Origin of the sequence: Pantoea stewartii subsp. stewartii (assembly GCF_008801695.1) — a bacterium.
Lineage (GTDB): Bacteria > Pseudomonadota > Gammaproteobacteria > Enterobacterales > Enterobacteriaceae > Pantoea > Pantoea stewartii.
On record NZ_VZPF01000052.1, the window covers coordinates 24,627 to 37,768 of the forward strand.

The following is a 13,142-nucleotide window of genomic DNA, read 5'->3' on the forward strand; positions in this document are numbered from 1 at the left end:
AACGAAAGAAAAGGGGCCTAATTAAGTGTCTGGATAGTCAGCGCGCCATCCTGAAGGCAAAGCCGCGCTGCTTTAGCAAAATATTCTTCGGGGATCTGATCCATAATCCAGTACTCCCCGGCGATAGAAACCAACTCTGCGGACAGGTTGGTACAAAAAATCTGGCATTCTCTGTCGCCGCTGGCGCCTGCCAGCGCCCGACCACGCATCATGCCGTAAATATGGATATTGCCGTCAGCGACCAGTTCTGCACCGGCACTGACGCTACTGGTCACAATCAAATCTGCATTACGGGCATAGATTTGCTGGCCTGAACGGACCGGTGTATTGACGATGCGTGTCTTCGCGGCCAGAGGTTCCGCAGCAACCAGTTTGAGTTCAGGTTTTGGCTCCTCACGTTTCTGGCTCTCTTTCCCCTCTGCCAGCACCGGCAGACCGGCGCGGGCGATCAGCTTTTTCAACGCCTCGTCTTTGCAGCCACTGACACCGACAATACGCAGTCCCGTAGCGCTTACCGCCTGCAGCATCTGTTTCCAGTTTACGGCGGCATTGAGTGCCGCAACATTCAGCACCACTGGTGCGTTTTTCAGGAAATCGGGTGCCTGGTCAATTTTGTCCTGAAGCGCTTTGCGGATCACCTCTGGCTCATGGTGATGCAAATGAACAACAGACAAGGTAAAACTGCTTCCCTTAAATTCGATTGGCGATTGCGGCATCTGTCCCGACTCAGTCCTGTTTTACTACCCTGTGCTAAGCGATGATAAAAGCATCGTTAAAGCGCGATCGGCGAATATTCGAAGTACTGCAAGCATGTTATAGTTAGCGCTATATTCAAACAAGCCTCAGCGCGGGTTAATTCGAGTAAAAAATATGTTTTGTGTGATCTACAGAAGTCCCGTCCGTGACCAGACTTATCTTTATGTTGAAAAAAAGGACGATTTTTCGCGCGTGCCTGACGCGCTGTTGAAAGGCTTTGGTAAACCGCAATTGGCCATGGTGATTAACCTTGCCCAACGCGACAAGCTGGCCAACGCCGACATCAATAAAGTTAAGCAGGGGTTAAGCGAGCAGGGATATTATTTGCAAATTCCTCCGCCGATTGAAAGTTTGTTAAAAACCCATCTTGAGGCGGACAAAAAAGATTAACTCGGATTGTTCCGTTAATATTATTGATGTGCGGCAGTGAACAGCAAATTTATATTTTGCACCCGCGCTGAATATTAATTGTGCAGCGCCGCTGTTTTCCCCTTCCCGGTAACCTGCCGCACCGCGTTTTCCTGTACTGACGCACAAATAGCCTGGCGGGCAGGTTGACAATTCCTGCGCATCTGTCAGGTTAAATCATCGCAATGGCTACGCAGGGGAGCGCTGTGCGGTGCTGCCCTGTATGCTTTTTAATCGTCGAAGACTGACCGTCCGGCATCATGAAACAGGGGATTAGCATGTATCAGCATCGTAACTGGCAAGGCGCTTTGTTAGATTATCCCGTCAGCAAAGTGGTTTGCGTGGGCAGCAACTATGCGAAACACATTAAAGAAATGGGCAGTGCGACGCCGACCGAACCGGTTATCTTTATTAAACCGGCTTCGGCCTTGTGCGATCTGCGGCAGCCTTTATCCATTCCTGATGCCTTTGGTGAAGTGCATCATGAAGTCGAGCTGGCGGTGTTGATCGGCACCACGCTAAAACAGGCCAGCGAAGCGCACGTGGCGAAAGCCATTGCCGGTTATGGTGTGGCGCTGGATTTGACGCTGCGCGATCTGCAGGCGGGCTTAAAAAAAGCCGGACAACCCTGGGAAAAAGCAAAAGCATTTGATAACGCCTGTCCGCTGTCAGGTTTCATACCGGTCGCGGAGTTTACGGGCGATCCCCAGAATACCGATCTGAAGCTGGTGGTAAACGGGGAAGTCCGTCAGGATGGCAATACGTCAGATATGATTCACAAAATCCTGCCGCTGATTGCCCATATGAGTCAGTATTTTACGCTACATGCTGGCGACGTCATTTTGACCGGTACGCCAGAAGGGGTGGGCCCAATGCGGTCAGGCGACACGCTGGAAGTCTCCTTTGCCGGTCACGGAATCAGTACGCGCGTGCTGTAAAACTTGCATCAGCGTGCTGATCGCTTTATAAGGTGCGGTTTACGTTAAATCTGGACAATCATCATGACTGAAACCCCTTTCTGGCAACACAAACGCCTGGCACAAATGAGCGATGAGGAATGGGAATCCTTGTGTGATGGTTGTGGTCAGTGTTGTCTGAACAAACTTCAGGACGCGGACACGGATGAAATTTATTTCACCAATGTCGCCTGTAATCAGCTCAACATCAAAACCTGCCAGTGCCGTAACTATGCGCGTCGCTTTGAATATGAAGAAGACTGTATCAAGCTGACGCGCGAAAATCTGACCACCTTTGACTGGTTACCGCGCACCTGTGCCTACCGTTTACTGGGCGAGGCGAAGCCGCTGCCTGCCTGGCATCCGCTGCTGACGGGCTCAAAAAATGCGATGCATGCGCAGCGAATTTCTGTACGTTATATTGCAGTGCGGGAAAGTGAAGTGCGCGACTGGGAAGATCATATTATCGGTCGCCCTGACCGGAATGGCTAAGTCCTGACGATAAAGGCTGCCCCTGGCAGCCTTTTAACGGATTAACGACCGAATAAGTCGCGGCGTTTAGGTTTAAACGGCTGAGCAAGCAACACCAGCACACCCACCAGCAGATAAACCGCGAAGATGCCGATCATCCACTGTGGCATGGCGAGTGATAAGAAGCGCCAGGCCTGTTCCGAACAATCGCCGCTGGCGACAAATACCGATGGCAACCATTTATCCAGCGGCAACCAGGCGGGGAAGCGGGCGGCAAAGTCACAGGTTACAAAGGGATTCGGATGCAGCAGGATCATGGTGTGTTCGTAAGAAAGTCGCAGGCCTTCCCATGCGCTGTATATCCATAACACAATCGCCACCAGTTGAACCGGCGAACGTGGCATCAGGAAGCCAAGGATGCCTGCGCCCATCACGCCAAAAAGCGCGCAACGCACGTAAATACACATGACGCAGGGTTTATAGCCCAGACCATGCTGAAACCATAAAGCTGTCAGTTCCAACGCCAGAGCGGAAAGGGCCAATAATAACCAGGCACCACGACCCCGCGAACATTGGTTTAAATATCGCAACATAGTGCATTCCCTGTAAACGTTAATGCCCCGCAGTGTAAACCAAAAGACGCGGCGCGCCATCCTGTGGTAAGAAAAAATCGTGTGCAAACCTAACCTAGCCCTGATCCAGATTAATTCTTTGTTTGTTTGCGAATGCGGCTGGCACCTTCTGCCTCATTCGGCGGATTATTCATCAACGCGCTGCTGCCCGAGGCGGTTTTCAGGGCTTAACCTAAGGCATCCTCGCACGAATGGCGCAGCACGGTAATCTGTCTTATTTTTGTGCTGAACCGCATTTTTAATCGTTGACAAGGCTATATCCGCTATAGGCGCTCTGGTATGATGAGTGCCCATTACGATCCAGAAAGCAATGAGAACACACAGTTATGGTTATTAAGGCGCAGAGTCCAGCCGGATTTGCTGAAGAGTATATTATTGAAAGCATCTGGAACAGCCGTTTTCCACCCGGATCGATCCTTCCTGCCGAACGTGAGCTTTCTGAACTGATTGGCGTAACGCGTACAACGTTACGTGAAGTGTTACAACGCCTGGCGCGAGACGGCTGGTTAACCATCCAGCATGGCAAGCCCACGCGCGTTAACGATTTCTGGGAAACGTCGGGTCTGAACATTCTGGAAACCCTGGCGCGTCTGGACCACGATAGTGTACCGGCTTTGATCGATAACCTGTTGTCGGTGCGCACCAATATTTCTTCTATTTTTATCAGCCGCGCGCTGCGCCACTATCCTGAGAAGGCGCGTGAGGTGCTGCAGGCCGTCGCGCAAACCGACGATCAGGTGGACAGCTATACGGAACTCGATTATCGGGTGTTTCGCGGCCTGGCGTTCGCCTCGGGCAATCCGATTTATGGCCTGATCCTGAATGGGTTGAAAGGGCTGTATACGCGCGTTGGGCGGCATTATTTCTCCAATCCGGAAGCCCGTAAAGTCGCCCGCGAGTTTTATCTGACACTGCTCGACCTGTGTGACAAACAGCCCACTCAGGATGAAATCGTGGAGTGTGTCCGGCATTACGGACGCCAGAGTGGAGATATCTGGCATTCGATGCAAAAGAGTATGCCGAACGACTTAGGCGCTAAGCGCTAAAAAAAACCGGACTGCGCGTCCGGTTTTTTTATGCCTGTTTTAGAGGGGAACATTGCGCGGCGGATTGCGATCCAGCAGTTCGACGCTGCCATCTTCATTCTGCTGTTCCAGAATCACATCAAAGCCCCACAGGCGGTGCACGTGCTTAAGCACCTCCCGACGGCTCTTATCGAGTGGTGCACGGCTTTGTGGCACGTAGCGCAGCGTCAGGGAACGATCACCCCGTAAGTCCACATTGTAAACCTGAATATTGGGCTCCAGATTACTCAGGTTGTACTGTGCCAAAAGCTGCTGCCGAATGGCCCGATAGCCGGACTCGTCGTGGATCGCGGCGATTTCCAGATAATTGTTGCGGTCGTCGTCCAGCACAGTGAACAGCCGGAAGTCACGCATGACCTTAGGCGACAGGAACTGACTGATAAAGCTTTCATCTTTAAATTCACGCATCGCGAAATGCAGGGTTTTCAGCCAGTCAGAACCGGCAATATCCGGGAACCAGTAGCGATCCTCTTCCGTCGGCGACTGACAAATACGTTTAATATCCTGGAACATGGCAAAGCCCAGTGCATACGGATTGATACCGCTGTACCACTGGCTGTTGTAGGGCGGTTGATAGATTACGTTGGTATGGCTGTGCAGGAACTCCATCATAAAGCGTTCTGACACTTTGCCTTCATCATAGAGGTGATTCAGGATGGTGTAATGCCAGAAGGTCGCCCAGCCTTCATTCATCACCTGAGTTTGTTTCTGCGGGTAAAAATACTGGCTCACCTTACGCACAATGCGCAGAATTTCACGCTGCCACGGCTCCAGCAGCGGCGCGTTCTTTTCCATAAAGTAGAGCAGGTTTTCCTGCGGTTCAGAAGGGTAGCGCGCCGCTTCAAAATGCGCGGCTTCTTTTTCACGCCGCGGTAAGGTGCGCCATAAGGTATTGACCTGGCTTTGCAGATACTCTTCGCGGCTTTTTTGCCTGGCCTTCTCTTCCTGCAGGGAAATTTTTTGCGGGCGCTTATAGCGGTCCACACCGTAATTCATCAGGGCGTGACATGAATCGAGCAGGCGCTCCACTTCTTCAACGCCATAGCGCTCTTCGCAGTCAGCAATGTAATTTCTGGCAAATAACAGGTAATCCACAATGGAGCTGGCATCGGTCCAGCTGCGGAAGAGGTAGTTATTTTTAAAAAAGGAATTATGCCCATAGCAGGCGTGCGCCATAACCAGCGCCTGCATGGTCATGGTGTTCTCTTCCATCAGATAGGCGATGCAGGGGTTAGAGTTAATCACGATCTCATAAGCCAGACCCTGCTGCCCATGCTTGTAACGTTGCTCAGTCTCAATAAATTTTTTGCCAAACGACCAGTGCGAATAGTTGATGGGCATACCGACGCTGGAGTAGGCGTCCATCATCTGCTCGGAGGTAATCACTTCAATTTGGTGCGGGTAGGTATCCAGACCGTAGTGTTTCGCTACGCGGTCGATTTCAGCGAGATAGACATCCAGTAACTCGAATGTCCAGTCGGGCCCGTCGCTGAGTCGTTTGCTGTCCATGATGGAATCGTCAAAGATTGTTGTCATAGCGCACCTCTGTTTTGGCGAACGGACTCACCCTGACGCGTTGTCCGTTACGATTTATTTAAGGCTCTTCCTGAGAAAGGAACCCAAAAAAACTGAGTGAACAGATCAATGATAGTTCACTGTCGCTTATCCGATCCGGGAACTCAAACGAATTCTTTGGCAGAAAAATCATTTCAGGTTTACCGCGCTGGGATTAAATAGCTCCACACACTGAATAGCTGTCACTTTTCAGCATTAAATGCTGACTTTTTTCAGAGGGGGAGATTATGAAGGATTCTCCTGTGAAAGGCATAATTAACCAGAACTGGTGTCATTTATGCCTGATTTTTTAATAAAGGACGCATAATTCTCTGAATTTGAGGGCGTGAAATGATTTTAGTTACCTGTAGGCGCAAAAAGAGGTGAAATGGATGGATTGTGTAAAGGATGTTTCCACTTTGTGATCACTCTGAATGTTAACCGGTGAATAGTGGATTATGCTTTTTATTTTCGGGGGGGACTTATGCACGTAGTTATTCTTGGTAGTGGCGTTGTGGGCGTAACCAGCGCGTGGTATCTGGCGCGCGCCGGCCATCAGGTCACCGTGATCGATCGTCAGCCTCAACCCGCCATGGAAACCAGCGCGGCAAATGCCGGGCAGATCTCGCCAGGCTATGCGGCTCCCTGGGCTGCACCCGGTGTGCCGCTTAAGGCGATGAAATGGATGTTTCAGCGTCATGCGCCTCTGGCCATCCGGCTGGATGGCAGCCGCTTTCAGCTTGAGTGGATGTGGCATATGCTGCGTAACTGTGACATGCAGCACTACCAGCAGAATAAAAGTCGCATGGTCCGGCTTGCTGAATACAGCCGCGATTGCCTGAAGGCCCTCCGCGCCGAAACGGGCATTGCCTATGAAGGCCGACAGGGCGGCACGCTCCAGCTATTCCGTACGCAACAGCAATTCGAGAGCGCAAGCAAAGACATTGCCGTTCTGCGCGAGGCCGGCGTGCCCTATGAATTACTGGAGTCGCATCAGCTGGCCAGCGTTGAGCCTGCCCTTGCGGCGACGCAGCATAAACTTACCGGCGGTCTGCGATTACCAAATGATGAAACCGGCGACTGCCAGCTTTTTACCCAGCGCCTGGCCAAAATGGCCGAGGAAGCCGGTGTGGTCTTCCGCTTCAATACACCCATCGATCAGCTGCTGCGCGACGGTAACCGGATTTACGGTGTGAAGTGCGGCGATGAGGTGATTAAAGCCGACAGCTACGTCGTTGCGCTGGGCTCCTGGTCCACCGCGTTGATGAAAAATATTGTGGATATCCCGGTCTACCCTCTGAAAGGCTATTCCTTAACGATTCCGGTGACGAATGCCGATGCGGCACCCGTCTCCACCATCCTGGACGAAACCTACAAAGTGGCCGTCACACGTTTTGATAACCGTATTCGAGTCGGCGGTATGGCAGAAATTGTGGGTTTTAACACCAAACTGCCTGAAGCGCGTCGCGAAACGCTGGAGATGGTGGTTACAGATCTTTATCCTGAAGGGGGGGATGTCAGCCAGGCCAGTTTCTGGACAGGCCTGCGTCCTATGACGCCAGACGGTACGCCAGTTGTCGGGGCGACGCCGCTGTCCAATCTTTATCTGAATACCGGACACGGCACACTGGGCTGGACAATGGCCTGTGGCTCCGGTCAGTTACTGGCTGATGTCATTTCCGGCACGTCGCCAGCGATTGCATCGGACGATCTCACGGTCTTCCGTTATTTGCCTGGTTTTGCGGCCAGCCGATCACCGCTTCGTAACGTTAACGCTACACGTTAAGCCTTCAGGGAGAGGAAGTATGTCACGTCCAATTGTCGCAACCATCAATCAACAGGCGTTGCGACATAACCTGGCCATTGTGCGTCGTGCGGCCCCCGCATCACGTGTCTGGTCTGTGGTGAAAGCCAATGCCTACGGCCATGGCATTGCCCGCGTGTGGGAAAGTCTGTCCAGCACCGATGGCTTCGCGTTACTGAATATGGAAGAAGCCATTCTGCTGCGGGAGCAGGGGTGGAAGAAACCCATCCTGCTGCTTGAAGGCTTTTTTCACCCTGACGATCTGACCTTAATCGATCGTTACCGTCTGACGACCAGCGTGCACAGCAACTGGCAGATTCATGCCCTGGCCAATGCGACGCTCTCGGCGCCTGTCGATATTTACCTGAAGATAAACAGCGGTATGAACCGACTGGGCTTTCGCCCTGAACAGGTAAATGGCATCTGGCATAAACTGCGTGCGCTGGAAAACGTCGGGGATATTACGTTGATGGCGCATTTCGCTGATGCCGAGAATCCCGACGGCATTGTAGCGCCGCTACAGCGAATCGCCGACGCCACCGAAGGGCTGGACAGCCCGGTATCGCTGTCCAATTCGGCCTGTACGTTGTGGCATCCTGAGGCGCACCGGGACTGGGTGCGACCGGGGATCATTTTGTATGGTGCGTCACCCAGCGGTGACTGGCAGGACGTGGCCAGCAGTGGACTTCAGCCGGTGATGACCCTGTCCAGTGAAATCATTGGTGTGCAGCAACTTCAGGCCGGAGATGGCGTGGGTTATGGCTATCGCTACCGGGCATCCCAGCCGCAGCGAATAGGTGTTGTCGCCTGTGGCTATGCCGATGGTTATCCTCGCCATGCGCCCAACGGGACGCCGGTTTTTGTTGATGGCGTGCTGACGCAGGTCGTGGGTGCGGTGTCGATGGATATGATTACCGTTGATTTAACACCCTGCCCACAGGCGGGCATTGGTTCACCTGTCGAGCTGTGGGGAAACAATGTCAAAATCGATCAGGTAGCAAAAGCGGCCGGAACGGTAGGTTATGAGCTGATGTGTGCCCTGGCCCCACGCGTTCCGGTAAACGTTATTTAATCGCTGTAATCCGGCTGTGCATATTTTTACTGCAGCGCCAGGCGAGGAACGCCAGCGCTGCACCCAGCAGCATCATCAACGCCAGCGACATTTTCTCTGCCAGTGGCAGGGCGACAATAAGCAAACTCCCCGCTGCACCGCCTGCCATCTGAATAAAACCCTGTAACGCCGATGCGACACCAGCCTGCTGTTGGTAAGGTTCCAGCGCATAGCTGGTGGCCGGGCCGACGGTGAAGGCCAGTCCGGCTACGGCTACGGCGACAGGGAACATATACAGCGCCCAGTGTGACTGCAGGCTGTCAGGCAGCAGTGTCATACCGGCCAGCAGCAGGCCAGCACCCAGTAGCATGGTCAGGCAACCCATCGCTAGGCAAAATGGCCTGCCCGCCTTACGAATCGCCTTGTTTACCACCACGCTCACCAGCATGATCCAAAAGCCATTCGCGCCAAAGGCAAAAGAGAATGCCAGAGGCGACAGGCCGCCCTCGGTCATCAGAATGTGGGGGGCCAGCGAAACATACGTCAGCACCATGCCCAGTGCGCCCGCATTCGCGAAGGCAAAGGCCAGAAAGCGCGGCTGACGTAAAATGGCGGCATACTGATTAACGGAAAGCCCTTTTACACGCAGCGTATCGGCCGGACGGGTTTCCGGCAGCCAGATAATGACCATCAGCATCACGACGGCGGCATAAGTACACAGGAACCAGAAGGGCGCGCGCCAGCCAAAGGCGCTGGCCAGCAGTCCACCCAGCAACGGTGCCAGTGCGGGCACGATATTCAGTGCGCCATTCAGAAAGCCATAAGCCCGGGCGGCATCATCACCACTTAACCGGTCGCGTACGCCGCTGAACGCAACGACGGCACTACAACATACTGCATAGCCCTGTACGACGCGGGCCAGCAGGAACAGCGGGAAGGAGCTGGCGGTGGCCGCAATGGCGCTGCCCGCTATGTAGAGCGTCAGGCCCAGCAGCGCAATAGGTTTACGCCCATAGTTATCGACCAGCGGGCCGCTCACCAGCTGACCCAGTCCTATTATCAGCAGGAAAAGGGGGATCGTTGTTTGTATCAGCGTCACCGGTGTTGACAGACCTTCTGCGATCTGCGGCAGCGTGGGTAAATAGAGATCGATGCCTAAAGGCGCCAGGAGCACCAGGCTTAACAGCAACAGGGTATATTTTTGCATAGCAACCAGAGGGTAAACGTACGATAAAGCGAGGGAAGAGGGTAATGATTAATAAAGCAAAAGGAAAGCGAATTACCAGCGAAATGGCGATGCCTGTCTGAAACAGGCATCGCAGGCTAAATCAGTACGCGCCGTCGCGGCGTAATACCACACCGGCTGTTTTAAACAGGATGGCAATATCCGTCCACAGCGCCCAGTTTTTGACATACCAGGAATCAAAGTAGACACGGGTATCGTAGTCAATGTCGTTACGTCCGCTCACCTGCCACAGGCCGGTCATCCCGGGCTTCGCCATCAGATAGTAATCCACGTCGCCGGCATAACGTTCCAGTTCCGCTTCGATAACCGGACGTGGGCCGACCAGGCTCATTTCACCCCGAATTACGTTCCAGAGCTGAGGTAACTCATCCAGGCTGGTTTTGCGCAGGAAGCCCCCGATGCGGGTAATGCGCGGATCATTTTTCAGCTTGAAGTCTTTGTCCCATTCGCGACGCGCTTCTTCGCTGGTCGCCAGCAGGTTTTCCAGCACCTCTTTGGAATTGGTGACCATCGAACGGAACTTCAGACATTTAAATTTCTTGCCATCCTGACTCACGCGCTCGTGACCATAAATGGCATTACCGCCATCACGCTTCACCATATAGCAAAGTAAGGCAAAAACCGGTGCCAGGAAGAGCAGCAGCAGCGAAGCTACCACAATATCAAATCCCCGTTTCAGGAAGCGTGACGAATGCTTCGCCAGGTTATTGCTGACGCGCAGAATCATCACTTCATGGCTGAAGATAAAGGACATGTCTGTGCCGTAAAGCGGTACACCGCGTAATGTTGGGATAACCGACACGGAACGGCAGTTCATTTTAGACAAGAATTTCAGCCAGCGGTCGCGCTCAGGCTGCTGTTCGTATTCCATTGCCACAATGAACTGCACATTGTCACGGTCGATGGTCTGCCAGTTAATATCGTTGGCGGAGATAACAGGCACACCATTAACGCTCTGCTGCAGCGGTGCGTCTTCAACGGAAATAAACGCCTGAACGTTATACCCGAGAATCTCCTCGCTTTGTAATGCGGCGTAAGCTTCGGTAGCGTTACGGCCCGAGCCAATGATAATGGTTTCTTTTTGCCATTGTCCGGCCCGGTTAATCGCGCTTTTCACGCCTGCACGCATTAACGGCAGCAACAGCAGGGCATAGCTCCAGCTGAACACCCAGACCATGCGGGAGAAGTCCCATTTGGAGAAGGCGATTAACGCCAGATCCAGCAGAGAGAACACGACGAGGGTTTTAACAATCTCTTTCAGTTCAAACCAAAAAGGTTTGCGGTAGGTATAGTGACGCAGGCGCATCCAGAACCAACCGGTGCAAAGCACCGACATAATAAACTGCGCAATAAAACGGTTCTCAATTTGATGGGGTGGAATAAAGGCATCAAGGTCGCCCCAAATTCCCTGCACGGTCGCGGCAGAGAGAAACAGCGCTAAATTCAGCGCAATGAGATCTGAAAAACTTAACGCAAGCTTTACAAGAATATTTTTACGAAGACCGCTCCACGAGCGAGTCGCATTGTTCATTACAATTGTACTTGCCATAAAACCTGCTCTCTTTAATGAAGTAAAAGATGGCCTGACCAGAATCAAGTACGCGTTCAGGGGTTAACGACTGAAAACCCGAAACCGGGACGTTTTCAGTTTGTTACAGTCATTAGAGCCATTAACGCTGCAAAAAACAGATTCTCTAAACGTGAGACAAGTCACGTAAAAATGCAGCACTGGAGAAGAGTATGCAGGAGATGTTTGACAGAGTTAATACGGAATAATTCTTAAAAAGTCAGGGGATAATCGCGCGGGTTTTGTTTAAGTTATTGATATGCAGAATATTGTATCAGAGATAAGCGTGATGCACGGAGATATTCAGGTCCATTTTTAGGAATTACCGCCAAACGGGCTGACTGGCGGTAATCCTCCGGGCTTACGCGGGTTTTTTTAATACCCAGCGGTCTTGTTGTTTATCGTAATGACCGATCGCTAATATCACTTCTTTACCGTCGATCCAGGCCGGTACGCTGGTTTCCTGATCCCAGCCGTCAAGCTGATAACTCAGGCCGGGATTGGTGTGGCAGGGAATACTCACCGTCACCGGGTCTTCGCTGCTGAATTCCGCATCAACAATTTGGTGATGACTCCAATTAGTAGAACATATGCCTCTCGATGAAGGCACCGATGACTTTTTCGTGGATCTCGATGGAACGAGAGAAACAAATTGTTTTGCGCGCCAGTCGCTTGATACGGGTGCGAAGCGTCAGGTTGTTACGTTCAATGCGTTGCGTAAATATCTTGCCCGTAAGGTGCTTATCCTTCGGAACCTCTCTGGCATAACTGCCCCAGTCGTCGCTGGTTATCATACCGATGGTGAAGGGCTCCAGTAACGCCAGCAGCTCACGGCAGGTTTCATCGGTTCGGGGACCGAAGGTGTAAGCCAGTACACCGCCTGTTTTGGTGTTGTACGCGTACCAGAGCCAGTGCTGAACAGCTTTACTGCCAACAAAGGACCACTGTTCATCGAGTTCACAGATAAGAGCTACGTCGGCGTGAGCGACCGGAGAAGAGGTTACCCGGCGGGGCGAGAGCTTTTTAAAGCGCGTATGACGGTGTTGATGCCGATCTTCAGCGTTCTGGCGGTATCACGGACACCAGCGCCATTGAAGGCCATCTCAGTGATTTGCTCTTTGGCTCCCGGCTTTCGCGCTTCATAGCAGTAGCTAAGCTGGAAAACGCGGCGACAGCGCTGACACCTGAATCGTTCGCGTTTAGTTGGGCTAAGGCCATGTCGATAAACATCATCGGAATCACAACGAGGGCAATGAACAGTAACTGTAGCCAGGAGGACACCTCAAATAACTGTAGGATATCACATAATCCAACTATTTAGAGGCATTACCAAAATATACCAATAAATAAAATGAGTTGCCAACAGTCATTGAGTCTGAAGAAATTAAAGATAATACCCGTTCCCGCCAGAGCAATTGCTAATGTAACCATCACAAGGCTTTGTTGAATAATAGGTAATCATTCTGTTTTGTCTGCACTGTTTTGGTAGAAAACGCTGATGCCAGACAGAACACCGTCATACGCAAGCATGTAACGCATTGATTTTATGTTATCTGAAACAACCGTTTTCATAGTACCACAGCATAAAATCCATTTATTCAACAAAGCCCCA

At 52.1% G+C, this 13,142-nt stretch carries 13 protein-coding genes; 6 read left to right on the plus strand and 7 right to left on the minus strand.

What is annotated here, in order from left to right; translation table 11 throughout:
• Positions 1-17 precede the first annotated feature (17 nt).
• Complete coding sequence (gene minC / locus F7Q90_RS15870; RefSeq protein ID WP_006119444.1) at positions 18-716, minus strand: septum site-determining protein MinC; 699 nt, start codon at positions 714-716, stop codon at positions 18-20.
• Positions 717-870: 154 nt separating this feature from the next.
• Between minC and F7Q90_RS15875 the strand changes: the two genes are divergently transcribed.
• The 3 genes from F7Q90_RS15875 (at position 871) to F7Q90_RS15885 (ending at position 2,612) form a co-directional block, all read left to right on the plus strand.
• Positions 871-1,146 (plus strand): YcgL domain-containing protein, encoded by a 276-nt coding sequence (locus tag F7Q90_RS15875; protein ID WP_006119443.1) that lies wholly within the window; start codon positions 871-873, stop codon positions 1,144-1,146.
• A 296-nt stretch (positions 1,147-1,442) separates the two neighbouring features.
• Positions 1,443-2,102 (plus strand): fumarylacetoacetate hydrolase family protein, encoded by a 660-nt coding sequence (locus F7Q90_RS15880; protein WP_006119442.1) that lies wholly within the window; start codon positions 1,443-1,445, stop codon positions 2,100-2,102.
• Positions 2,103-2,165: 63 nt separating this feature from the next.
• Complete coding sequence (locus F7Q90_RS15885; protein ID WP_006119441.1) at positions 2,166-2,612, plus strand: YcgN family cysteine cluster protein; 447 nt, start codon at positions 2,166-2,168, stop codon at positions 2,610-2,612.
• 41 nt (positions 2,613-2,653) lie between these two features.
• Here the strand turns inward: F7Q90_RS15885 and dsbB are convergent, their stop codons facing one another.
• The gene (dsbB, locus tag F7Q90_RS15890; RefSeq protein WP_006119440.1) at positions 2,654-3,184 is read right to left on the minus strand and encodes a disulfide bond formation protein DsbB; all 531 of its coding nucleotides are present in this window, start codon (positions 3,182-3,184) and stop codon (positions 2,654-2,656) included.
• 365 nt (positions 3,185-3,549) lie between these two features.
• On the opposite strand from dsbB, the gene fadR reads away from it, so the two are divergent.
• Positions 3,550-4,269: a fatty acid metabolism transcriptional regulator FadR gene (fadR, locus tag F7Q90_RS15895; RefSeq protein ID WP_033741897.1), complete on the plus strand. Its 720-nt coding sequence runs from the start codon at positions 3,550-3,552 to the stop codon at positions 4,267-4,269.
• Between the two features lie 39 nt (positions 4,270-4,308).
• Here the strand turns inward: fadR and F7Q90_RS15900 are convergent, their stop codons facing one another.
• Complete coding sequence (locus F7Q90_RS15900; protein WP_006119434.1) at positions 4,309-5,844, minus strand: SpoVR family protein; 1,536 nt, start codon at positions 5,842-5,844, stop codon at positions 4,309-4,311.
• Between the two features lie 502 nt (positions 5,845-6,346).
• Between F7Q90_RS15900 and F7Q90_RS15905 the strand changes: the two genes are divergently transcribed.
• Both F7Q90_RS15905 and dadX read left to right on the plus strand, forming a co-directional pair.
• Positions 6,347-7,648, plus strand: a complete 1,302-nt coding sequence (locus F7Q90_RS15905) for a D-amino acid dehydrogenase (RefSeq protein ID WP_006119433.1) — start codon at positions 6,347-6,349, stop codon at positions 7,646-7,648.
• A gap of 19 nt (positions 7,649-7,667) precedes the next feature.
• Positions 7,668-8,738 (plus strand): catabolic alanine racemase DadX, encoded by a 1,071-nt coding sequence (gene dadX, locus F7Q90_RS15910; RefSeq protein WP_006119432.1) that lies wholly within the window; start codon positions 7,668-7,670, stop codon positions 8,736-8,738.
• Here dadX and F7Q90_RS15915 read toward each other — a convergent pair.
• The 4 genes from F7Q90_RS15915 to F7Q90_RS15930 form a co-directional block, all read right to left on the minus strand.
• The gene (locus tag F7Q90_RS15915) at positions 8,731-9,924 is read right to left on the minus strand and encodes a multidrug effflux MFS transporter (protein ID WP_006119431.1); all 1,194 of its coding nucleotides are present in this window, start codon (positions 9,922-9,924) and stop codon (positions 8,731-8,733) included. The genes dadX and F7Q90_RS15915 overlap by 8 nt on opposite strands.
• A 121-nt stretch (positions 9,925-10,045) precedes the next feature.
• Positions 10,046-11,512: an undecaprenyl-phosphate galactose phosphotransferase WbaP gene (gene wbaP / locus F7Q90_RS15920; protein WP_006119430.1), complete on the minus strand. Its 1,467-nt coding sequence runs from the start codon at positions 11,510-11,512 to the stop codon at positions 10,046-10,048.
• Positions 11,513-11,891: 379 nt separating this feature from the next.
• On the minus strand, positions 11,892-12,122 hold the full coding sequence (locus F7Q90_RS15925; RefSeq protein ID WP_044242060.1) for a DUF1480 family protein: 231 nt from the start codon (positions 12,120-12,122) through the stop codon (positions 11,892-11,894).
• Positions 12,109-12,803 (minus strand): IS1 family transposase gene (locus F7Q90_RS15930; RefSeq protein ID WP_085980086.1). Its coding sequence is split into 2 segments (ribosomal slippage): positions 12,109-12,560 and positions 12,560-12,803, totalling 696 coding nucleotides; the frame shifts between segments, so codons are not numbered across the junction. Before F7Q90_RS15930 ends, F7Q90_RS15925 begins: the two co-directional genes overlap by 14 nt.
• Positions 12,804-13,142 lie beyond the last annotated feature (339 nt).